The sequence below is a fragment of the Ensifer sp. GW101-20A05 genome, from assembly GCF_059424735.1.
This window is the reverse complement of record NZ_JBWKZT010000001.1, coordinates 879163-899812: the sequence shown is the minus strand read 5'-3', so window position 1 is coordinate 899812 and position 20650 is coordinate 879163. Positions and strand designations below refer to the sequence as shown.

The window sequence follows — 20650 nt, the reverse complement described above, 5'->3', positions numbered from 1 at the left end:
TGTTGCCGGCTTGTGGACAAGGGCGTGCGGGTCTCGTTCGGTGGTTCGCTGCAACCTTTGGGGTGATGTCGATATGAAGTTTTCCAGCCTTCCAATTGTTTCCGTTGCGCTTGCGGCCTTCATTGCTGCGGGCAGTGTCAACGCTCAGGAGGCTGTGCCCGCCCTCGGGCTGACGATCGAGTTGAACGACGTCGCGCCGTCGCAGAAGGGCTGCAAGCTCACCTTTGTCGCCGGCAACGCGCTTGCGCAGTCGCTGAGCAAGGTTTCCTTCGAGTTCGTGATCTTCGACCAGAAGGGCCTCGTCGAGCGCATGGCCGTGCTCGACTTCCGCGATCTGCCCGCCGGCAAGACCAAGGTTCGCCAGTTTGATCTCCCCGGCACCAACTGCGATGCGGTGAAGAGCCTGTTGATCAATGATGCGACGGCCTGCGTCGGCAACGGCGTGCAGCCCGGCGCCTGCATGAGCGGTATCAAGACCGGCTCGAAATCGGCGGTGGAACTCAAGGGCTAAGTGAGGCCGCTCCTTCGGAGCGTGAAGTTTGCGCCGCCCGGTGCGGCGAAGGTAAGGCTGTAATGAAGCGTATCGTCATCTGGGCTGGGGCCGCCATCATCTCGCTTGCAACGCATGGCGTCGTGCTTGCTACCTTGTTTGGCCCAAGGCCGCCGGAAAAAGAGCATGCCCTCATGCTCGGCGGAGAGGCGACCGAGGTCGCGATCCTTGGCGATGCCTTTGAAGAGACACTACAATCCGGCGATCCTGCGGAGATCGTCGAGCCGACCGAGGACGTTCCGGATGAGGTCAAGCCGGAGGAGATATCGCCCGTCGAAGATCTCACGTCGACAACTCAGGAAATCGTTGCCGAACAGCCGCATGATCTGGCCGCGACCGAGGCTGACGTGATTTTGCCGGCTGAAGAGATGCCGACCCTTCAGGTCGCCGAGGCCGTGGTGACGGCGAGTGTTGCGCCGGTCGAAACCGTGATGCCTGAAGAAAAACCCGAGATCGAAGAGCCCAAGAAGGAGAAGGTTGAAAAGCCGGAACCGAAGAAGGAGCCGGTCAAGAAAAAGAAAGTGACCCGCAAGAAGACGGGTGACAAGGGCGAGCAGGCGCAGAACCAAGTCAAGGGCAAGCAGGACGGCCAGGAAAGCGGCAGTGCCGCAGCCGCGACCGGCAACAGCCGCGCATCCGAGGTCGGCAATGCCAATATGGAAAATTATGACGGCAAGGTCCGCAGGAAGATCATGCGGAGATTCAAGGTGCCGTCTTCGGCAAGGCGCGAAGGCGTTTCCGGCACGGCGACCGTCCGCTTCACATTGACCGCCAACGGTGAGCTGACCCGGGTAAACGTCGCCGGCAGCTCAGGTTCTCCCGCCATCGACGACGCAGCCGTCGATGCCGTGCGCAATGCGGCGCCGTTCCCGGCCTTTCCTGCCGGGGGGCCGAGCTCCAAATCCTTCATCGTTCCGATGGTTGCCAGCGTCCGCTGAGGCGGGCGCCGTTCCGTATGCTCATTTGTGCGGGCCGGGATTTGGTTGAAAAAATATGATGAAAAAACTCATGTTTATACTTTACTCCGTTGATCAAGTTTAATAGGTTGCGCTCGTCACGCAGCCTAAGGGTGTGTGTCGAGATGATGTCCCGATGCGACCGGCTGCCCCTTGAAGGCCCTTGTCGCACGATCAGGCGGAGAGGATTGCATGCGCGGCAAGCGTCACCAGAATGCGGCGAAGAATGGCAAGGGTCGTTCGGGTTCAGAACCGACCGAAGCCCGCCAGGAGGCCGGCAAGGCAACGCTCGAAGGGCGCAGTTTTCTCTATGTCGGCGGCCGCGATTGTCAGGTGGCGCACTTACGCGAAATCGCCAGCTCGTTTGGCGCCGAGCTGCTTCACCATGATGGCGGCCTGCGCGAAGCCGTTTCCCGTATCGACCGGGTGCTGCCGTCGGTCGACTGCGTCTTCTGCCCGATCGACTGCATCAGCCATGACGCGTGTCTTCGCGTGAAGACCGGCTGCAAGAAGTGGGGCAAGGCCTTCGTGCCGCTGCGCAACGGCTCGAAATCGAGCCTGGAGCGGGCACTTCAGGACCTCACCGCCAGCCGCGACGAGCGGTAACCCTCCCAAGACAAGACGAGAGTTTGCAATGAACGAAGAACGTCCTGACCTGTGCATGATGATCGGTCTGCACAAGCTGGCGGCGCAGCATGGCGATGGCCTGGTGCCTGAACTCTACGAGATCCTGACGCGCCGCGCGCGCATGCTGGACGACGCCAACGTCGCCGAGTTTCCAACCTGGCAGACGCGCCCGCCGGTTCGCGACCCTCTCGGTCTTGCAGAGCCGAAGGAAGGAACTATTCTCGCCTTTCCGCGGGCTGCAAACGATGCCGCCCGCAAGAAGGAAAGCGCATAAGAGCAATTCCAGGAAAAGTGCGAAGCGGTTTTCCGTCCGGAGTTGCGCCTTTTAGTAAGAGAGCAATTCCAGGAAAAGTGCGAAGCGGTTTTCCGTCCGGAGTTGCGCCTTTCAGTAAGAGAGCAATTCCAGGAAAAGTGCGAAGCGGTTTTCCGTTCGGAATTATGCAGTAGTTCAAGGTCGCGGTAGGAGACCAAGATGTACGTTGCCATGAACCGTTTCCGTATCGCCATCGGCCATGAAGAGGCCTTCGAGGCCGTGTGGAAAGGGCGCGATTCCAGTCTTTCGGAAATGCCCGGCTTCGTTTCCTTCCACCTGCTGCGCGGCGACAGCGTGCCGGAGGAGGGCTATACGCTCTTCGTTTCGAATTCAGTCTGGAAGGACAGGGATTCGTTTTCAGCCTGGACGAAGTCTGAGAATTTTCGTGCGGCGCACAGGAATGCCGGGGACAATAAGGCGATGTATCTCGGTCCGCCGAAGTTCGAAGGTTTTTCGGCCGTCGAAGGCGCCTGATCAGGCGGCCCCGCGCACGATCGGCCGCGTAAATTTTTGATTTTATATGCCATTCACCTCCCAAATGGGTCCATTCGGGAGGTGATTTTTTTCTCAGGCTGTCTTTCGCGGCAGGAAGGCGCCGAGGGAAACGGCAAGCCAGCCCGCCATGATCGTCGTGCCGCCGAGCGGAGCGGACATCGGGAACAGGCCGTGACCCGAGATGTGGCGCATGGCGAGATCCGCCGAGAACAGCGCCGTTCCAACTGCAATCAGCAAGGCCGCAGCGGCCGCCGTGCGAAAGCTCGGCCAGGCTGCGTAGAGCGCGACCAAGGCCGGGGCATGCGCCAGGCACATCGCGGAAATGCCGGCGAGCAATCTTGGATTGTCGCCGTGCGAAGCGGCGGCCGCGCTGACAACGCCGGTCAGGCCCATCAAACCGGCAACAAAAAGCGTCGTTGCGCGAAATCCGCTGTGCGACATCACCGCTATTCCTTGTTCTGCATATGAAGGGCGAGGCGGGTGATCGGGTCGAGAATGATCTGCCTCAGCTTCGGATGGGCGATCGCTTCTTCAAGCGCTCGGGTAAAGCAGAGCAGCCATTCGTCACGCTCCTCGGGGCCGATCTCGGCGACGAAATGGCGGCGGCGCAGCATCGGATGGCCGCGCTTCTCGACATAAATAGGCGGTCCACCAAGCCAGCCGGTCAGGTACTCGTAGAATTTCTCTTCACTGCCCGAAAGGTCGGGCGGATGCACGGCGCGGCATCGTGCCGCTTCCGGCAGCGTGTCCATCAGCTCGTAGAAGCGGCGGGTCAGCGCGCGAACCGTCGGGTCGCCGCCGATCGCTTCGTAGAGGGTCGTGGTTTCCGTTTCCGCCATGCTCGCGTCCTTCATTCCCTGCGGTCCTAGCGTGCGGCGACGAGGCGGACAACGATTTTCAGAGTACCGGTTTGCGGCGTTTCATCGCGGTCGATCAAGGTCCCTCTTGACAAACCGTCCAGACGGTATCTTTATGAGGCATGACCGAAGCTCATCGCCGTAAGAAACAACCGGAACAGGTGCGCCAGCAATTGCTGGAGGTTGCTGCACGCCTTTCGCATGAGCAGGGGGTGGCAGGCATCACCCTCGATGCCGTGTCGCAGGCGGCGGGCGTCAGCAAGGGTGGGCTGCTGCACCACTTCCCGAACAAGCTCGCTTTGCTCGACGGCCTGTTCGACGACCTGGTGACGCGGTTCGATCGTGAGATCGAGGCGGCGATGGCGCACGATCCGGTGGCGAAGGGGCGCTTTACCCGTGCCTATATCGACGTCTGCTTCGCGCTCGACCCGGCGACCGACGTACCGGGCTGGCGCATGCTGACGATCGCCCTCATTGCCGAGCCGCATCTGAAGAGCCGCTGGCGCGACTGGGTCCGCCGGCGATCAACGGAGTTCGCAGAAACGGACGCCTCGACCGGCTGCGTGCTTGCCCGCTTTGCCTGCGACGGCGTCTGGCTGGCGGATCTGATGCAGAGCCACGATCTCGATGCGGCGGCGCGGGTCGGCCTTGTTGAAAACCTCAAAGCGCTTTCGGCGCAGTAACCCGGATGGAGTCCGTCATGAACCCCGCCATGCTCTACACCGTCCTGGTTGCAGCGATCGTCTTTGAAGTGCTCGGCACCTCGGCGATGCAGGCGGCCCAGCACTTCACCCGGCTGGGGCCGACGGTGATCATGGTCGTCTGCTACGCGATCGCCTTTTTCTTCCTGTCCTATACGCTGCGCTTCATCCCTGTTGGCATCGCCTATGCGGTCTGGAGCGGGCTCGGCATCGTCTTGATTTCGCTCGTCGGTTACTTCGCCTTTGGGCAGAAACTCGACCTGGCGGCGATCCTGGGGCTGGGCCTCATCATATCCGGCGTGGTTGTGCTCAACCTGTTCTCCAAGTCCACCTTCCATTGAGGCGGTCGGCGGCCAGTCCTCAGGCGCCCTCTGGCGGGGGTGCGGTCGATTCCCGCAGGATCAGTTCCACCGGCCAGAGTTCGTGAACCTCTTCGGTCGGCCTGCCTGAGAGAAGCTGCAGCACGAGATCGGCCGAGCGTGCGCCGGCCGCGCGCATCGAAGAGCGCGTCGCCGAGAGCGACGGCACCATGTTTTCCGCCGTCAGGTAGGGGAACACGTCATCATGGGCGATGACCGAGACTTCGCGACCGATTTCCAGGCCTATGGACCGCGCCGCCCGATAGATGCCGAGGGCCGTCATCATCGAGCCTGCGACGAAGGCCGTCGGCCGCGGCGTTTGTTCCAGGAAGGAGCGTGCGAAGCGGAAGCCGAGTTCGTCGGTGAAGTTGCCGTGGGCAACGAGGCGCGGATCGAACGGGAGCCCGCGCGCCTGGAGCGCGTCGCGGTAGCCCTTGTCGCGGTGAAGCGAGAAGGTGCGTCCTTGCCTGCCGTTGATCATGGCGATGCGGCGATGGCCGAGATCGATGAGATGCGAGGTCGCGCGGCGGATGGCGCCCTCATTGTCGATATCGAGCCACGCATGCGGCACGTCGATATCGGATCGACCGTGGACGAGAAAGGGCATGCCGAGCTTGTGCAGGAGTGCGATGCGTTCGTCGTTCGGCTCGGGAGAATGCACGATCACGGCGTCGACGCGGCCGCTGACGGCGAGCCGGCTGTAAAGCTGGATTTCGCCCGTAGGGTTCTTGTCATCCATCGGGCTGACGAGGATGTCGATGTCCTCGGTGCCGAGCCGCTCGGCCAGGCCGCCCATGAATTCGGAGAAATGGAATTCGCCGGAGCGCCCCATGACGACGCCGATCGCACCGGCGCGACCGGTAGCGAGCCTCACGGCATTGATGTTCGGACGATAGCCAAGGCGAGTTGCCTCTTCGGCCACGCGCTTGCGCGTCTTTTCGCTGACCTCGGGATAGCCGCTCAGCGCTCGGCTGACGGTGGTCGGCGAAAGGCCCAGTTGTTGTGCGAACTCCCTCAGTTTCATTCGGTATGCGTTTCCTCAGCCTAGCCCGGTCCCAGAAGTATACACCTTCGTTGCCGGTAACAATCGGTTTGTCGCGTGCATGCAGCGCCTCGAACCACGATGGAATTTTACCAAACCGTTTTAAATTAATGCAGTTCCCCTTTGATTTTATGGGGTTGTTGTTAGGTGCGGGTGAAATTTCTCCTCATCCGTTATAATATTGAAATAAAATAATTATTTTAAATGATTCACGGCCGAACGACTTTTTCTGATGTATGGATTGACAGTTTTTCCGTCTTCTGCCAACTTTTTTCAATCCAAACCGCTTTCGAATTTGCTGAGGAGCTTTCGTGCGGTGGAGGGGGAACAGGAGGAGTCGACCCAATGACAACCATGCTCAATGCCCTGAGTTTTTGTGCCGCAGTCGTTGCAGCCGGAACGGCCAGCGCCGCCGAGCTCTCGCTCGCCGCCAACACGACCGGCAAGAACGTCAATTTCATCCGCGAGCAGCTCGCCATCTTCGAGAAGCAGACGGGGCACAAGGTGAGCCTGGTCACCATGCCGCCGTCGAGCAGCGAGCAGTTCAGCCAGTACCGTCTATGGCTCGCCGCCGGAAACAAGGATGTGGACGTCTACCAGACCGACGTCGTCTGGGCGCCGCAGCTTGCCGACCAGTTCGTCGACTTGACGGAGGCGGCGAAGGATGTCGCCGGACAGCACTTCCCGTCGATCATCGCCTCGCAGACGGTCAACGGCCGTCTCGTGGCCCTGCCTGCTTTCACCGATGCGCCGGCGCTCTTCTATCGCAAAGACCTCTTGGAAAAGTACGGCAAGGCGCCGCCGAAGACCTGGGATGAACTGGCGACGACCGCCAAGGAAATCCAGGAGAAGGAACGCGCCGGCGGCCAGGCCGACCTCTGGGGCTACGTCTTCCAGGGCAACGCCTATGAAGGGCTGACCTGCAATGCGCTCGAATGGATCAAATCGTCCGGCGGCGGCCAGATCGTCGAGCCTGATGGCACGATCTCGATCAACAACGAGAAGGCGGCCGCAGCGATCGACCGCATCAAGGGGTGGGTCGGCACGATTTCGCCGCAGGGCGTGCTCGCCTATCAGGAAGAGGAATCACGCGGCGTCTGGCAGACGGGCAATGCCGTCTTCATGCGCAATTGGCCCTATGCCTATGCGCTCGGCAATGGCGACGACAGCGCGGTGAAAGGCAAGTTTGCCGTGACGCCGCTGCCGACGGCGACCGATGGCGATCAGCCGTCCTCGACGCTCGGCGGCTGGAACGTCGCCGTCTCCAAATATTCCGACGACCAGGAAGCAGCGATCGCGCTTGCCAAATTCCTCTCCTCGGCAGAGGTGCAGAAGCGCAGGGCGATCGAGCTCTCCAATCTGCCGACGATTGCCGCACTCTACGACGACGCGGAGGTCGCCAAGGCCCAGCCGTTCATGCCGGCATGGAAGCCGATCTTCGAGAGCGCCGTGCCGCGCCCGTCGGCGGTCACCAAGGTCAAGTACAACGAGGTTTCGGCCAAGTTCTGGAATGCGGTCCATAACTCGCTCTCCGGCAACGGCACGGCTGCGGAAAACCTGGAACTGCTCGAAGTCGAGCTCACCGAGATGAAGGGCGATAGCTGGTAATCCTCCCGGGGGCGAGGGGAGCGCCTCCGGGCCTTCCCTCGCTCCACCGAGCAATCGCCGACGACGCCCAGCGCTCTGAACAAGTGCTTTGAAAGCAAGCAATTCTGGATGGGAAAACGCTTCACACTTTCCTGGAATTGCCTGGTGGCGTCGTTCCTCTCGGGCCAACCGCTCGGCCGCGCGCCGAATGGCAAGAGTGAGCCAAGACAATGACCGATCTTTCACTCGCAGATCCCCCTTCCGTCCTCGGACAACAGGCAGGGATCCGTTCCGACCTCAACGCCAGCCGCATTCGCTCCGCATGGATCTTTCTCGCGCCGACCTTGCTGGTGCTCGCGCTCGTCGCCGGGTGGCCGCTCATACGCACCGTCTATTTCAGCTTCACCAACGCGTCGCTGACCAATCTCGAAGGTGCCGAGTTCGTCGGCTTCAAGAATTATCTGAGCTGGATCACGCTGAAGAGCGGGCGAACGGTCTATAACGGGCTGCTTGCCGATCCGGCCTGGTGGAATGCCGTCTGGAACACGCTGAAGTTTTCCGCCGTCTCCGTCACCATCGAGACGGTGCTCGGCCTGATCGTTGCTCTGGTGCTGAACGCCCATTTCCCGGGCCGCGGGCTGGTGCGCGCCGCGATCCTCATTCCCTGGGCAATCCCGACCATCGTTTCCGCCAAGATGTGGGCCTGGATGCTCAACGACCAGTTCGGCATTCTCAACGATCTTTTGCTCGGCCTCGGCCTGATCAGCCAGAAGATCGCCTGGACGGCCAATCCGGAGACCGCGATGGTCGCGGTGCTGATCGTCGACGTCTGGAAGACGACGCCGTTTATGGCGCTGCTCATCCTTGCCGGCCTGCAGATGGTGCCAACGGATATTTACGAGGCGGCCAAGATCGACGGCGTGCATCCGCTGAAGGTCTTCTGGCGGCTGACGCTGCCGTTGATCCGGCCAGCGCTGATGGTCGCCGTGATCTTCCGCATGCTTGATGCGCTGCGCATCTTCGATCTCATTTACGTGCTGACGCCCAACAACGCCCAGACCAAGACGATGTCGGTGCTGGCGCGCGAGAACCTGTTCGACTTCGACAAGTTCGCCTATGGCGCCACCGCCTCGACGATGCTGTTTCTGATCATTGCGGCGATCACCGTCGCCTACATGTGGTTCGGCCGCGTCAATCTTGAGGGAGAGCGCTGATGGTTGCCACCCTTGCCAAGCGCACGGCGTTCTACGCCCTTGTCGCTGCCATCATCATCATGGCCGTGTTCCCGTTCTACTACGCGGTGCTGACGAGCTTCAAATCCGGAACGGCATTGTTCCGGGTCGATTACTGGCCGACGGAAATATCCTTCGACAACTATGCAGGTATCGTCACGAGCAGCGGCTTCCTGCGCAACCTTGCCAATTCGCTGATGGTTGCGACTGTTGTCGTCGCGGTGTCGCTGCTGCTTGCGGTTACAGCCGCCTATGCCTTGGCGCGGGTGCGGTTCCGCGGCCGCGGATTGCTGCTTCTGACGATCCTGTCGGTGTCGATGTTTCCGCAGATTGCGGTGCTTGCCGGCCTGTTCGAGTTGATCCGCGCCGTCGGCATCTTCAACACCCCCCTGGCGCTGATTTTTTCCTACATGATCTTTACGCTGCCCTTCACGGTGTGGGTGCTAACCACCTTCATGCGCGACCTGCCGGTCGAGATCGAGGAAGCGGCGATCGTCGATGGTGCGACGCCCTGGGTGATCATCACGCGCGTGTTCATGCCGCTGATGTGGCCGGCACTGGTGACGACGGGGCTACTCGCCTTCATCGCCGCTTGGAACGAGTTCCTGTTCGCGCTGACCTTCACGTCATCAGACAGCCAGCGGACGGTACCGGTCGCGATCGCGCTGTTGTCCGGCAGCAGTGAGTACGAAGTCCCTTGGGGCAACATCATGGCCGCATCGATCATCGTCACCGTGCCACTGGTTATCCTCGTGCTGATCTTTCAGCGGCGGATCATATCCGGGCTCACGGCCGGCGGCGTCAAAGGATAAGGGGAAAAAACATGGCAGAGCTTCAATTGCGCAACATCCGCAAGTCCTTCGGTGCCTTCGAGGTGATCAAGGGCGTCAGCATGGATATCCGGGCCGGCGAATTCATGGTCTTCGTGGCCCTCCGGCTGCGGCAAGTCCACGCTGCTGCGCCTGATCGCCGGGCTTGAAGACATCTCTTCGGGTACGCTTTCCTTCGACGGACAGGTGGTCAACCAGCTGACTCCGTCGAAACGCGGAATCGCGATGGTGTTCCAGTCCTATGCGCTTTACCCGCATATGACCGTCTTCGAGAACATGTCCTTCGGCATGCAGCTCGCCGGCAAGGATAAGGAGCAGTGCAGGAAACGCGTCGAGGCGGCAGCGGAGATGCTGCAACTGACCCCCTATCTCCAGCGGCTGCCGCGGCAGCTCTCGGGTGGCCAGCGCCAGCGCGTCGCCATCGGTCGTGCGATCGTACGCGATCCCAAGGTCTTTCTCTTCGACGAGCCGCTCTCCAATCTCGATGCAGCGCTTAGGGTTGCGACCCGGATCGAGATCGCGAAACTGCATCGCAGCATGCACAACACGACGATGATCTATGTCACCCACGACCAGGTCGAGGCGATGACACTGGCTGATCGCATTTGCGTGCTACGAGATGGCCGGGTCGAACAGATTGGCACGCCGCTCGAACTCTACGAGAGCCCGAACTCGGTCTTCGTCGCCGGCTTCATCGGTTCGCCGAAGATGAACTTTCTGACCGGCGCGCTCGCCGCGCCCTATGATGCCCATACGATCGGCATCCGAGCCGAACATCTGGAGATCAGGGCAGGCGACGGCCGATGGTCGGGAACGGTGGTGCATTCCGAAATGCTCGGTTCCGACAGTTACATCTATCTCGACATCGGCGCCGCGGAACCGGTCATCGTGCGGGAGGGCGGCACCTCGCTTCACCGGCCGGGCGAGACAGTGCAGATTTCGCCGGTCGGCGACAATATCCACCGCTTCGATGCAGCGGGGCTTGCTCTGGGCCGGACGCCCTTGAAGGGGGCGGCCTGACACATCCTGACGAACACCGAAACGGTCTTCAAGCTTCGGGGTCGCCAATTTGTGGCGACCCCATCAATCGTAAGTCGACATGCCCGCAACGGGCGAACATGTAAGGAGAATGACCGTGCCTATCAGAACAGTCGTTTGGGGCGAGAATATCCACGAGCAGACCAATGAGGTGGTCCGCAGCATCTATCCGAACGGGATGCACAACACGATCGCGGCGGCGCTGAACACCGAAAGCGCGATCGAGGCGACGACGGCGACGCTGCAGGAGCCGGAGCATGGTTTGAGCGTCGAGCGCCTTGCCAATACCGACGTGCTTCTGTGGTGGGGACACAAGGACCATGGCGCCGTCAGCGACGAGATCGTCGAGCGGGTCGCCAAGCGCGTCTGGGAGGGCATGGGCCTGATCGTGCTGCATTCCGGCCACTTCTCCAAAATCTTCAAGCGCCTGATGGGAACGCCCTGCGCACTGAAGTGGCGCGAGGCCGGCGAACGCGAGCGCGTCTGGGCGATCAACCCGCGGCACCCGATCGCCGAAGGGCTCGACGAGAACTTCGTGCTTGAAAATGAGGAGATGTATGGCGAGCAGTTCTCGGTTCCCGAGCCGCTCGAAACCGTGTTCATCTCCTGGTTTGCCGGCGGCGAAGTGTTCCGTTCGGGGCTTACCTGGCGCCGTGGCGCCGGCAACATCTTCTATTTCCGCCCCGGTCATGAGACCTACCCGACCTATCACGACGCCAATGTCCAGAAGGTGCTGCGCAATTCGGTGAAGTGGGCCTACAACGCCGACAACCGCTACACGGCGATCCACGATGCGCCGAACGTGCCGGTCGAAAAGGCGCTGGAGCCGATCGTCGAGCGTGGCCCCCGGCTGCACCAGGCCGGCGAAGCAGGATACAGGTGAGCATCATGCATCTTCTTGTAGTTGGAACCGGCGGCATGGCGAACAGCCATGCCCAGGCCTTTGCCAAAATCGAAGGCGTCGAGATGGTCGGCGCGGTCGATGTCGACCCCAAGCGTGCGCGTGCCTTTGCCGACAAGAACGGCATTGCCGAGACCTTCTCCTCGCTCGACGAGGCGATCGCCTGGGGCAAGTTCGACGCGGCGACGAACGTGACGCCGGACAAGGCGCACCACCCGACGACGCTGGCATTGCTTGCCGCCGGCAAGCACGTGTTGTGCGAAAAGCCGCTCGCGGAAAATTACGCCAAGGCGGCGGAGATGGCCGACGCCGCCGAGCGCTCCGGCCTGGTGACGATGGTGAACCTCACCTATCGCAATGTCGCGCCGCTGCAGAAGGCACGGGCGATGGTGCTCGCCGGTGATGTCGGCCAGTTGCGCCATCTGGAGGCGTCGTACCTGCAGAGCTGGCTCGTCTCCAAGGCCTGGGGCGACTGGGCAACGGAATCGCAATGGCTGTGGCGACTTTCGACCAAGCACGGCTCGAACGGCGTTCTTGGCGATGTCGGCATCCACATTCTCGACTTCGCCGGCTACGGCGCCGGCACCGACGCGTCGCGGGTTTTCGCCCGACTGAAGACGTTTGACAAGGCGCCTGATAACCGCATCGGCGAGTATGATCTCGATGCCAATGACAGCTTCGTCATGACCGCGGAGTTCGGCAACGGCGCCATGGGCGTCGTCCATGCCAGTCGCTGGGCGACCGGGCACTTGAATGAACTACGGCTCCGGTTGCACGGTGACAAGGGCGCGCTCGAAGTGGTGCACACGCCCGATGGCTCGACACTCCGGGCCTGCCTCGGCGCCGATGTCGAGACCGCAACCTGGCGGGATGTCGACGCGGGCACCGTCCCGACGAACTATGAGCGCTTTGTCGCGGCAGTCCGCGAGGGCAAGACCGAAGAGCCCGGGTTCCGCCATGCGGCGAACCTTCAGAAGGTCCTGGACCTCGCGATGGCGACGGAAGCCGAGCGGCGCGAGCTGCCCGTCTAACGAGAGTGGCGGTCGGGAGAGCTGCTTTTAGCAGCTCCCCCGCTTTCCGGCGGTACCCAAGGGGTCACCGCCGAGCCGACGGTGTTTTCCATCGATTGACCCAGACGGCGCAGCTGCGCGTCGTAGTTCTTGCGGGTGTTGGGATCGAAGATCATGATCGGCGTCGAGACCGCGAGACTTGCGGCACTGCCGACGGTCTGCGTTGCGCCGAGCGTGACGGCGCCCAGACGTTCGCCGAGCCCGACATCGGAATCGGTCACGGTCTGGCCGGCGATCAGCCGGTTGCCAAGCAGGCGCACGACTTCCGGGCTTTCGGCGAACTTGCCATGGTTCAGCTTGTCGCCGCCCTTCAGCGCCGTCAGATCGATGACGCTGATACCTGCCTGTTCGAGTTGTGTGCGATAGGGCTCGGCGGTCGGATCGATCTGGCCAAGACGGTCGACATTGCCGGAAATGCGCCTGGAGAGCGTCAGCGCCCGGTCGTCGCGCGACACGAACAGCGTGAATTTTGGGCGCTTGTCGCCCATGGCGCGGATCTGCTGGCCGAAGACGTCGACGTCGAGATCGGGCGAGGCCAGGATGACGTCGGTGATCTTGGGCGCGATGCGTCCGTCGCGGATCGCCATCTGGCGCAGAGCTTCGACCGTCACCCATGAGCCCATCGAATGGGCCATGACGGTGATTTCGCCGACCTGAGGATTGCTCGACGCACGCCGAAGCAGTTCCTCCAGCGCGTCACGCGAATAGTTGGTGCTTTCCTTGTCGTAATTGTAGTCGAAGATGCTGGCCCGCGAGGGCCAGGTGAAGATGACGGGGGCGACGTCCGTGCCGCTATCGTGGACGATCTGGGCAAAGCGGTAGACCGCGTCCTCGTAGCGGTTGTTGAAACCGTGAACGAAGATCAGCACGCGCCGGCTCTTCGGCAGGTTACCCTTCAGCCAGCTTTGGACGTCGTTGCCCTCACGCAATGGCGTGACGCTGACCGTGGAGAAGTCGCGCTCCGGATTGGCCGGAAGCTTCTTCGGCCATTGCACCTGGCCGACTTGCCGGTTTTTCTCCGGCGGAATTGAAACGACGATTTCCGTCAGGGAAAGCTGGTCCGACCGTTCGCCGCTGAAAAGCACGCCCGGTTCCGCCGTGGGCGCGCGCGTTGTCGCGACCATCAGGTCGACCTGGGAGGCGCCACCCGTCGTGCCCGAAGGAACGAGCACGCCGACCGGCCGGCCGGCACAGGCCGCAAGGGTTACGGCGAGGAGGAGCGTGGCGGCGATGCGGCTCCAATGCCCTTGCGAACCTGCGAGTGAAAACGGACGCAGCAACCAAACCCCCAGTACCGCATCATGCGGTGCGACATCCCTGCGAGCGGGACCGAGCCAATTCCTTGCATTAGAAACGCCAGATTTTCATCCCTTGATCGGCATTGCACACCTGTCGCCGCTGTGTTTGACGGCGAGATTGCGACAATCATGCAACATTTCGCTACAGGCAGCCCTGGGTAAAACCCCCTGATATTCATTGAAAAGGCTTTGGCCTTTCACTAGCATCGCCACAACCTTTCCCCGGACGCGGCCGTAGGTGCTCCGTTCGATCTCCCTGAAATGATGAAGGAATTCAGGAATGCAGGCGGTTTTCGATGGCCATAACGACGTGCTTCTGCGCCTGTGGCAGAACGCCCGAAAGGGGGCTGACCCGGTCCGCGAATTCGTCGACGGTATCGGCGAGGGCCACATCGACGCGCCGCGCGCCAAAGCGGGCGGCCTCATCGGCGGCATTTCGGCGATCTACGTGCCCTCGGGCGATCTGGTCCTGCAGCCGCCGGATGAAAACGGCCATTACGAAACGCCGCTCTCCGCGCCCCTCGAACACTTGCCGTCGCTGGCGATCGCCATCGAGCTCGCCGACATCGCCGTTCGCCTCGACCGGGCAGGGGCCTGGAAGCTTTGCCGCTCGACCGCCGAAATCCGCGGAGCGGTCGAGAAAGGTGTCTTCGCCTCGGTGCTCCACATGGAAGGCTGCGAGGCGATTGGTGCGGATCTGTCGGCGCTCGAAACCTTCTATGCCGCCGGCCTGCGCTCGCTTGGGCCGGTCTGGAGCCGCCACAACGTCTTCGGCCATGGCGTGCCGTTCTCCTATCCGAAGTCGCCGGACACAGCGCCGGGGCTGACGGATGCGGGTTTCGAACTCGTGCGTGCCTGCAACCGGCTGGGCATCCTGATCGACCTCGCCCACATCACAGAGCAGGGCTTCTGGGACGTCGCGAAAACCACGGACCAGCCGCTGGTTGCCAGCCATTCGAACGCGCATGCGCTGACGCCGGTTGCGCGCAACCTGACGGACAAGCAGCTGGACGCCATCCGCGAAAGCAAGGGGCTCGTCGGGCTCAACTATGCGACAACGATGCTGCGCGCCGACGGCCAGGAAAATGCCGCGACGCCGCTTTCCGACATGGTTCGCCATGTCGACTACATGGTCGAGCGCATGGGCATCGAATGCGTGGCGCTCGGATCGGATTTCGATGGCGCAACGATCCCCGTGGGGATCGCTGACGCAGCCGGTAACCATGCGCTCGTTACTGCGTTGAGAGGCGCCGGATATGGTGACGCCGAACTGGCAAAGATATGCCGGGAGAACTGGTGGAGAGTTCTGGGGCAGGCTTGGCACGAGGCCGCCTGAACCCATGAAGAAGGGCCCAAAAGGGCGCAAACGAGGGAACTGCAAAAAATGATGCACAAGCTCAATGGACGTCTTCGTCTTCTGACCGCTTCTGCGGCGCTTGCCATGGTGATGGCCGCGACCGCACCGGCCTTTGCCGAAACGCCGAAGGACACGCTGGTCGAAGCCTTTGCGATCGACGACGTCATCTCCATGGATCCGGGCGAAGCCTTCGAGCTGACCGCGGCCGAAATCACCGGCAACACCTACAGCATGCTGGTGCGCCTCGACATCAACGACACAACCAAGGTCGTCGGCGACCTCGCCGACAGCTGGACCGTGTCCGATGACGGCCTGACCTATACGTTCAAGCTGAAGTCCGGCCTTAAGTTCGCCTCCGGCAACCCGGTAACCGCCGAGGACGTCGCCTGGTCGTTCGAGCGCGCCGTCAAGCTCGACAAGAGCCCCGCCTTTATCCTCACCCAGTTTGGCCTCAACGGCGACAACGTGACGGAAAAGGCCAAGGCTACCGACGAGACGACCTTCGTCTTTACCGTCGACCAGCCCTATGCTCCGAGCTTTGTTCTGAATTGCCTGACGGCGACCGTGGGCGCAGTCCTCGACAAGAAACTCGTTCTCGAACACGTCAAAGCGGTCACGCCGAGCGACGACTTCAAGTACGACAACGACTTCGGCAACGAATGGCTGAAGACCGGCTACGCCGGCTCCGGTCCGTTCAAGCTGCGCGAGTGGCGCGCCAACGAGGTTATCGTGCTCGAGCGCAACGACAACTACTATGGCGAACAGGCGAAGCTCGCCCGCGTCATCTATCGCCACATGAAGGAAAGCTCGGGCCAGCGCCTGGCGCTCGAAGCGGGCGATATCGACGTCGCACGCAACCTCGAGCCGGGCGATTACGACGCCGTTTCGAAGAACGCCGACCTCGCCACGACGAATGCGCCGAAGGGCACGGTCTACTACATCAGCCTCAACCAGAAGAACGCCAACCTCGCCAAGCCTGAAGTGCGTGAAGCCTTCAAGTATCTGGTCGACTATGATGCGATCGGCTCGACGCTCATCAAGGGCATCGGCGAGATCCACCAGAGCTTCCTGCCGAAGGGCGTTCTGGGTGCCCTCGACGAGAACCCCTACAAGCTCGACGTCGCCAAGGCGAAGGAACTGCTGACGAAGGCCGGCCTTGCCGACGGCTTCACCGTCACCATGGACGTTCGCAACGGCCAGCCGGTCACCGGTATTGCCGAATCCTTCCAGCAGACGCTAGGCCAGGCCGGGGTGAAGCTCGAAATCATCCCGGGCGACGGGAAGCAGACGCTGACGAAGTATCGTGCTCGTAACCACGACATGTATATCGGCCAGTGGGGCATGGACTATTTCGATCCGAACTCCAACGCTGAAACCTTCACCAGCAACCCTGACAATTCCGACGAAGGCAAGAACAAGACGCTTGCCTGGCGCAATGCCTGGGACGTTCCGGAGCTGACGAAGAAGACCAAGGACGCCCTGCTTGAGCGCGACAGCGCCAAGCGTGCCGAGACCTACAAGGAACTGCAGAAGACCGTTCTGGGCGAAAGCCCGTTCGTCATCATCTTCCAGCAGACCGAAGTCGCCGGCTACCGCGGCAACGTCAAGGGCCTGAAGCTCGGTCCGAGCTTCGACACCAACTTCGTCGCCGGCATCACCAAAGAATAAGCCGTCTCGAAGGAATAAACCGAAAGGATCGTTCCCTTGAGCATGAGCGCAACAGGGACAGTGGGCGGGCGCAAACGCGCCCGTCCCGGTAAGATCGTGGCAGCGGTGCTGCGCTTTCTTGTCGTTGTCGTCACCACCTATCTCGGCCTTCTGGCCGTCACCTTCTTCATCGGCCGGGTGATCCCGATCGACCCGGTTCTGGCCGTTCTCGGCGACCGGGCGCCGACGCACGTCGTCGAAAGGACGCGCGAGGCGATGGGGCTGAACCTGCCCCTCTACCAACAATTCTTCATCTATGTCCGCCAGGCGCTGACCGGCGATTTCGGCGTTTCGGTGCTGACCACGAACCCCGTCATGACCGACATCCGCCGCGTCTTCCCGGCGACGATGGAGCTTGCGACGCTCGGCACCCTGATCGGCGCCATCTTCGGCGTGCCACTCGGCGTTCTCGCCGCCGTCAAGCGGGGCAGCATCGCCGACCAGATCGTCCGCGTCATCGGCCTCGTCGGCTATTCCGTGCCGATCTTCTGGCTGGCGCTGCTGTCGCTGCTGGTCTTTTACGCGCGGCTGAAATGGGTCGCCTATCCCGGCCGTATCGATATCGTCTTCGAATATACGTTCACGCCGATCACCGGCTTCTACCTGTTCGACGCGCTCTGGCAGCGGCAGTGGGACGTGCTGTGGGACGTTTTCCGCCACATCATCCTGCCGGCGTCGCTGCTCGGTTACTTTTCGCTCGCCTATATCAGCCGCATGACGCGCAGCTTCATGCTCAATGAGCTGCAGCAGGAATATATCGTCGCCGCGCGCGCCAAGGGCCTTTCCGAGACCCGTATCATCTGGGGTCATGCGCTGCGAAACGCGGCGGTGCCGCTCGTGACCGTGATTGCGCTTTCCTATGCCGGCCTGCTCGAAGGCTCTGTGCTGACAGAAACCGTGTTCGCCTGGCCGGGCCTCGGCCTCTACATCACCAACTCGCTGCAGAATGCCGACATGAACGCCGTCCTTGGTGGCACCATCGTCATCGGTTCGGTCTTCATCGGCATCAATCTTTTGTCCGACCTTCTCTACCGGACGCTCGACCCGAGGACGCGCCAGCGATGAGCACCGTTACCGAAACACGTCCCCCGACACGCCCGATGACGCGGCGCGAATGGCTGCTGTCCGATCGCCCGCAGTCGCGCACCCAGGCCCGTCTCGGCCGCGCCTACATGACCTGGCAGCGCTTTGCCGCCAACAAGCTCGCCGTTCTCGGCCTCATCATCCTGTTGGCGCTGGTCTTCGTTGCGGCCTTCGCCGATGTCCTGGCGCCGCACTCGCCCTATATCGGCGATCTTGCCAACGCCCGGCTGCAGCCACCAGGAAGCCCCGGCTACCTGCTCGGCACCGACGATCTCGGTCGCGACATCCTTTCGCGGCTGATCCATGGTTCGCGGCTGACGCTTGCCGTCGTGCTGCTGGTCGCTGTTATCGCCGCGCCGATCGGCCTGATCGTCGGCGCGGTCGCCGGCTATGCCGGTGGCTGGGTCGATGCGGTGCTGATGCGCATCACCGATATCTTCCTTGCCTTCCCGAAGCTGGTGCTGGCGCTCGCCTTCGTCGCGGCGCTCGGACCGGGGATCGAAAACGCTGTCATCGCGATCGCGATCACCTCCTGGCCGCCCTATGCACGCATTGCTCGCGCCGAGACGCTGACGGTTCGCAACTCGGACTATATCTCGGCGGTGCAGCTCATGGGCGCGTCGCCGATCCGCATCGTCTTCCGGCACGTGATGCCGATGTGCATGTCGTCGCTGATCGTGCGCGTCACGCTCGACATGGCCGGCATCATTCTGACGGCCGCTGGCCTCGGCTTCCTCGGCCTCGGCGCCCAGCCGCCCTTGCCGGAATGGGGTGCGATGATCGCCTCGGGCCGCCGCTTCATCCTTGATCAGTGGTGGGTTGCAACGATGCCCGGCATTGCGATCCTGATCGTCAGCCTCGGCTTCAATCTGCTCGGCGACGGCCTGCGCGACGCGCTCGATCCCCGGGAGAGCGGCCAATGAGTACGCTGCTGACGGTAGAAGACCTCAAGGTCTCGTTCCCGACCCGTACCGGCCTCATCGAGGCGGTACGTGGCGTCTCCTTCACGCTCGGCCGCGAACGCCTCGGCATCGTCGGCGAAAGCGGCTCCGGCAAGTCGCAGACGGGCCGGGCGATCATGGGGTTGACGCCGGGCCATGCGCAGGTGACGGCCAAGCAACTGTCCTTCGACGGTATCGATTTGCTCTCGGCATCGCCAAAGGTCCGTCGGGACCTCCGGGGCAAGCGCATCGCGATGATCCTGCAGGACCCGAAATATTCGCTGAACCCGGTCATGAGCATCGGCCGGCAGATCGTCGAGACGCTCAGGCAGCATGAGAGTGTCAGCCGCGGCGAAGCCCGGGAGCGGGCGCTCGACATGCTCGCGGCCGTGCAGATCCGCGATCCGAAGCGTGTCTACGATCTCTACCCGCACGAGGTTTCGGGCGGTATGGGCCAGCGCGCGATGATCGCGATGATGCTGGTTGCCGGACCGGAACTGCTGATCGCCGACGAACCGACCTCGGCGCTTGACGTCACCGTGCAGCTCGAAGTGCTTGGTATCCTCGACAAGCTGGTTGCCGAGCGCGGCATGGGCCTGATTTTCGTCTCGCACGATCTCAGGCTCGTCTCGTCCTTCTGCGACCGGGTGATTGTCATGTATGCCGGCAGGATCGTCGAGGAACTGGCTGCGTCCGAACTCGCCAACGCCAAGCATCCCTATACGCAAGGTTTGCTGAACTGCATGCCGGCGATCGGATCCGATCGCCATCCCCTGCCGGTTCTCGACCGCAAGCCGGAGTGGGCTCAATGACATCAGCCGTTTCCGTTTCGAATCTCTCCGTCACCTATGACGAATTCAAGGCGCTGAACGACGTTAGCGTCGAGATTGCGCCGGGCGAATCCTTTGGTCTCGTCGGCGAGTCCGGATCGGGCAAGTCGACCTTGCTCCGGGCAATCGCCGGTCTTGCGCCTGTTACGGGCGGTACCATCCGCGTCCATGATCGGGTGCTCAAGGGTGCCAAGCGCGACAAGGCCTTCTATCGCGCCGTGCAGATGGTGTTCCAGGATCCCTACGGCTCGCTGCACCCGCGCCAGACGATCGACCGGCAACTGCTTGAGCCTTTGGCTATCCACGGCGTGGCGGACGGCGAACGCCGCATCCTCAAGGCGCTCGACGAAGTCGGTCTCGGGTCGGGGTTCCGCTTCCGCTATCCGCATCAGCTTTCTGGTGGGCAGCGCCAGCGTATCGCCATTGCCCGGGCGCTGATCCTCGAGCCCTCGACCCTGCTTCTCGACGAACCGACGTCGGCGCTCGACGCTTCGGTGCAGGCAGAGGTCCTGAACCTACTGGAGCAGGTCAGGCGCGACCGCAAGCTCACCTTCATCATGGTCAGCCATGACCTCGGCGTCGTCACCCATATGTGCGACCGGCTGGCGGTCATGCAGGGCGGGCGCGTCGTCGAGTACCTGTCTTCCGGCGATCTCGTCGCCGGGCGGATCGGCGAGGACTATACGCGCAGCCTGATGGTGGCGAGCAAGGGGTTCCAGCGCAAGGACGCTGCCGCGACCGCGTGACGGTACCAGCGCAAGCGGGACGAGCATCCCGCTTGCGTAACCCTTGTTGGGGGGAACCGCGCCCTACAGCGCCGCGCGTCTTATCAGACGCGCAAAGGTCGCTGTAGCACTTTGAAGTGCTGCATGTTTT

The 20650-nt window shown here is 62.2% G+C and carries 22 protein-coding genes and 1 pseudogene; 19 read left to right on the top strand and 4 right to left on the bottom strand.

Features of this window, described 5'->3' with window-relative positions; all coding sequences use genetic code 11:
- Positions 1-73 precede the first annotated feature (73 nt).
- From AC070A_RS04535 to hmuQ, 5 genes are all read left to right on the top strand, one after another.
- A complete protein-coding gene (locus tag AC070A_RS04535; RefSeq protein WP_112994619.1) occupies positions 74-511 on the top strand; it encodes a hypothetical protein in 438 nt (145 codons plus the stop codon).
- A 62-nt stretch (positions 512-573) separates the two neighbouring features.
- Positions 574-1488 (top strand): cell envelope integrity protein TolA, encoded by a 915-nt coding sequence (gene tolA, locus AC070A_RS04530; protein WP_112994618.1) that lies wholly within the window; start codon positions 574-576, stop codon positions 1486-1488.
- 210 nt (positions 1489-1698) lie between these two features.
- Positions 1699-2112, top strand: a complete 414-nt coding sequence (locus AC070A_RS04525) for a DUF2325 domain-containing protein (protein WP_057249078.1) — start codon at positions 1699-1701, stop codon at positions 2110-2112.
- Between the two features lie 28 nt (positions 2113-2140).
- Positions 2141-2407, top strand: a complete 267-nt coding sequence (locus tag AC070A_RS04520; protein WP_093234897.1) for a hypothetical protein — start codon at positions 2141-2143, stop codon at positions 2405-2407.
- A 198-nt stretch (positions 2408-2605) separates the two neighbouring features.
- Positions 2606-2920, top strand: a complete 315-nt coding sequence (hmuQ, locus tag AC070A_RS04515) for a heme-degrading protein HmuQ (protein WP_112994617.1) — start codon at positions 2606-2608, stop codon at positions 2918-2920.
- Between the two features lie 93 nt (positions 2921-3013).
- Here the strand turns inward: hmuQ and AC070A_RS04510 are convergent, their stop codons facing one another.
- On the bottom strand, positions 3014-3382 hold the full coding sequence (locus AC070A_RS04510) for a DUF423 domain-containing protein (protein ID WP_112994616.1): 369 nt from the start codon (positions 3380-3382) through the stop codon (positions 3014-3016).
- 5 nt (positions 3383-3387) lie between these two features.
- Positions 3388-3780: a globin domain-containing protein gene (locus tag AC070A_RS04505; protein WP_057249082.1), complete on the bottom strand. Its 393-nt coding sequence runs from the start codon at positions 3778-3780 to the stop codon at positions 3388-3390.
- A 140-nt stretch (positions 3781-3920) separates the two neighbouring features.
- Here AC070A_RS04505 and AC070A_RS04500 point away from each other — a divergent pair, with 140 nt between their 5' ends.
- Together AC070A_RS04500 and AC070A_RS04495 are read left to right on the top strand one after the other, a co-directional pair.
- A complete protein-coding gene (locus tag AC070A_RS04500) occupies positions 3921-4481 on the top strand; it encodes a TetR/AcrR family transcriptional regulator (RefSeq protein ID WP_058320793.1) in 561 nt (186 codons plus the stop codon).
- Positions 4482-4498: 17 nt separating this feature from the next.
- Entirely contained in the window at positions 4499-4840 is a 342-nt protein-coding gene (locus tag AC070A_RS04495; RefSeq protein ID WP_058320832.1) for a DMT family transporter, read from the top strand.
- Between the two features lie 19 nt (positions 4841-4859).
- Here AC070A_RS04495 and AC070A_RS04490 read toward each other — a convergent pair whose 3' ends face one another.
- Positions 4860-5882: a substrate-binding domain-containing protein gene (locus tag AC070A_RS04490; RefSeq protein ID WP_058320794.1), complete on the bottom strand. Its 1023-nt coding sequence runs from the start codon at positions 5880-5882 to the stop codon at positions 4860-4862.
- Between the two features lie 363 nt (positions 5883-6245).
- Between AC070A_RS04490 and AC070A_RS04485 the strand changes: the two genes are divergently transcribed.
- From AC070A_RS04485 to AC070A_RS04460, 6 genes and pseudogenes are all read left to right on the top strand, one after another.
- Complete coding sequence (locus tag AC070A_RS04485) at positions 6246-7508, top strand: ABC transporter substrate-binding protein (RefSeq protein WP_113479269.1); 1263 nt, start codon at positions 6246-6248, stop codon at positions 7506-7508.
- Positions 7509-7717: 209 nt separating this feature from the next.
- Positions 7718-8701, top strand: coding sequence for a carbohydrate ABC transporter permease (locus AC070A_RS04480; protein WP_058320796.1), 984 nt, complete (start codon positions 7718-7720; stop codon positions 8699-8701).
- Positions 8701-9531 carry a carbohydrate ABC transporter permease gene (locus tag AC070A_RS04475; RefSeq protein WP_058320797.1) on the top strand — a complete coding sequence of 277 codons (831 nt, stop codon included), beginning with the start codon at positions 8701-8703 and terminating at the stop codon, positions 9529-9531. The genes AC070A_RS04480 and AC070A_RS04475 overlap by 1 nt, the downstream gene beginning before the upstream one ends.
- 11 nt (positions 9532-9542) lie before the next feature.
- Positions 9543-10569: pseudogene (locus AC070A_RS04470) on the top strand (ABC transporter ATP-binding protein).
- Positions 10570-10678: 109 nt separating this feature from the next.
- The gene (locus AC070A_RS04465; protein WP_375374130.1) at positions 10679-11470 is read left to right on the top strand and encodes a ThuA domain-containing protein; all 792 of its coding nucleotides are present in this window, start codon (positions 10679-10681) and stop codon (positions 11468-11470) included.
- A 5-nt stretch (positions 11471-11475) separates the two neighbouring features.
- Positions 11476-12519 carry a Gfo/Idh/MocA family protein gene (locus tag AC070A_RS04460; protein ID WP_112994673.1) on the top strand — a complete coding sequence of 348 codons (1044 nt, stop codon included), beginning with the start codon at positions 11476-11478 and terminating at the stop codon, positions 12517-12519.
- Here AC070A_RS04460 and AC070A_RS04455 read toward each other — a convergent pair.
- Positions 12516-13790, bottom strand: a complete 1275-nt coding sequence (locus AC070A_RS04455; RefSeq protein ID WP_375374131.1) for an alpha/beta hydrolase — start codon at positions 13788-13790, stop codon at positions 12516-12518. The genes AC070A_RS04460 and AC070A_RS04455 overlap by 4 nt on opposite strands.
- Before the next feature lie 346 nt (positions 13791-14136).
- On the opposite strand from AC070A_RS04455, the gene AC070A_RS04450 reads away from it, so the two are divergent.
- The 6 genes from AC070A_RS04450 to AC070A_RS04425 are packed head-to-tail and all read left to right on the top strand — an operon-like array spanning position 14137 to position 20520.
- Positions 14137-15192, top strand: a complete 1056-nt coding sequence (locus tag AC070A_RS04450) for a dipeptidase (RefSeq protein WP_057249089.1) — start codon at positions 14137-14139, stop codon at positions 15190-15192.
- Positions 15193-15240: 48 nt separating this feature from the next.
- Complete coding sequence (locus AC070A_RS04445; RefSeq protein WP_058320799.1) at positions 15241-16881, top strand: ABC transporter substrate-binding protein; 1641 nt, start codon at positions 15241-15243, stop codon at positions 16879-16881.
- A 42-nt stretch (positions 16882-16923) separates the two neighbouring features.
- Complete coding sequence (locus AC070A_RS04440) at positions 16924-17985, top strand: ABC transporter permease (RefSeq protein WP_112994612.1); 1062 nt, start codon at positions 16924-16926, stop codon at positions 17983-17985.
- A complete protein-coding gene (gene nikC / locus AC070A_RS04435; protein ID WP_112994611.1) occupies positions 17982-18926 on the top strand; it encodes a nickel transporter permease in 945 nt (314 codons plus the stop codon). The genes AC070A_RS04440 and nikC overlap by 4 nt, the downstream gene beginning before the upstream one ends.
- Positions 18923-19756, top strand: a complete 834-nt coding sequence (locus tag AC070A_RS04430; protein WP_057249093.1) for an ABC transporter ATP-binding protein — start codon at positions 18923-18925, stop codon at positions 19754-19756. The genes nikC and AC070A_RS04430 overlap by 4 nt, the downstream gene beginning before the upstream one ends.
- Positions 19753-20520 (top strand): ABC transporter ATP-binding protein, encoded by a 768-nt coding sequence (locus tag AC070A_RS04425; RefSeq protein ID WP_057249094.1) that lies wholly within the window; start codon positions 19753-19755, stop codon positions 20518-20520. Before AC070A_RS04430 ends, AC070A_RS04425 begins: the two co-directional genes overlap by 4 nt.
- The last annotated feature ends 130 nt before the right edge of the window (positions 20521-20650 follow it).

Coding starts and splice junctions, on each gene's coding strand:
- AC070A_RS04430 (WP_057249093.1), top strand. CDS start 18,923: ATGAGTACGCTGCTGACGGTAGAAGACCTCAAGGTCTCGTTCCCGACC.
- AC070A_RS04495 (WP_058320832.1), top strand. CDS start 4,499: ATGAACCCCGCCATGCTCTACACCGTCCTGGTTGCAGCGATCGTCTTT.
- AC070A_RS04460 (WP_112994673.1), top strand. CDS start 11,476: ATGCATCTTCTTGTAGTTGGAACCGGCGGCATGGCGAACAGCCATGCC.
- AC070A_RS04425 (WP_057249094.1), top strand. CDS start 19,753: ATGACATCAGCCGTTTCCGTTTCGAATCTCTCCGTCACCTATGACGAA.
- AC070A_RS04440 (WP_112994612.1), top strand. CDS start 16,924: ATGAGCGCAACAGGGACAGTGGGCGGGCGCAAACGCGCCCGTCCCGGT.
- AC070A_RS04480 (WP_058320796.1), top strand. CDS start 7,718: ATGACCGATCTTTCACTCGCAGATCCCCCTTCCGTCCTCGGACAACAG.
- AC070A_RS04450 (WP_057249089.1), top strand. CDS start 14,137: ATGCAGGCGGTTTTCGATGGCCATAACGACGTGCTTCTGCGCCTGTGG.
- hmuQ (WP_112994617.1), top strand. CDS start 2,606: ATGTACGTTGCCATGAACCGTTTCCGTATCGCCATCGGCCATGAAGAG.
- AC070A_RS04525 (WP_057249078.1), top strand. CDS start 1,699: ATGCGCGGCAAGCGTCACCAGAATGCGGCGAAGAATGGCAAGGGTCGT.
- nikC (WP_112994611.1), top strand. CDS start 17,982: ATGAGCACCGTTACCGAAACACGTCCCCCGACACGCCCGATGACGCGG.
- AC070A_RS04520 (WP_093234897.1), top strand. CDS start 2,141: ATGAACGAAGAACGTCCTGACCTGTGCATGATGATCGGTCTGCACAAG.
- AC070A_RS04485 (WP_113479269.1), top strand. CDS start 6,246: ATGACAACCATGCTCAATGCCCTGAGTTTTTGTGCCGCAGTCGTTGCA.
- AC070A_RS04510 (WP_112994616.1), bottom strand. CDS start 3,382: ATGTCGCACAGCGGATTTCGCGCAACGACGCTTTTTGTTGCCGGTTTG.
- AC070A_RS04500 (WP_058320793.1), top strand. CDS start 3,921: ATGACCGAAGCTCATCGCCGTAAGAAACAACCGGAACAGGTGCGCCAG.
- tolA (WP_112994618.1), top strand. CDS start 574: ATGAAGCGTATCGTCATCTGGGCTGGGGCCGCCATCATCTCGCTTGCA.
- AC070A_RS04475 (WP_058320797.1), top strand. CDS start 8,701: ATGGTTGCCACCCTTGCCAAGCGCACGGCGTTCTACGCCCTTGTCGCT.
- AC070A_RS04445 (WP_058320799.1), top strand. CDS start 15,241: ATGATGCACAAGCTCAATGGACGTCTTCGTCTTCTGACCGCTTCTGCG.
- AC070A_RS04490 (WP_058320794.1), bottom strand. CDS start 5,882: ATGAAACTGAGGGAGTTCGCACAACAACTGGGCCTTTCGCCGACCACC.
- AC070A_RS04535 (WP_112994619.1), top strand. CDS start 74: ATGAAGTTTTCCAGCCTTCCAATTGTTTCCGTTGCGCTTGCGGCCTTC.
- AC070A_RS04465 (WP_375374130.1), top strand. CDS start 10,679: ATGACCGTGCCTATCAGAACAGTCGTTTGGGGCGAGAATATCCACGAG.
- AC070A_RS04505 (WP_057249082.1), bottom strand. CDS start 3,780: ATGGCGGAAACGGAAACCACGACCCTCTACGAAGCGATCGGCGGCGAC.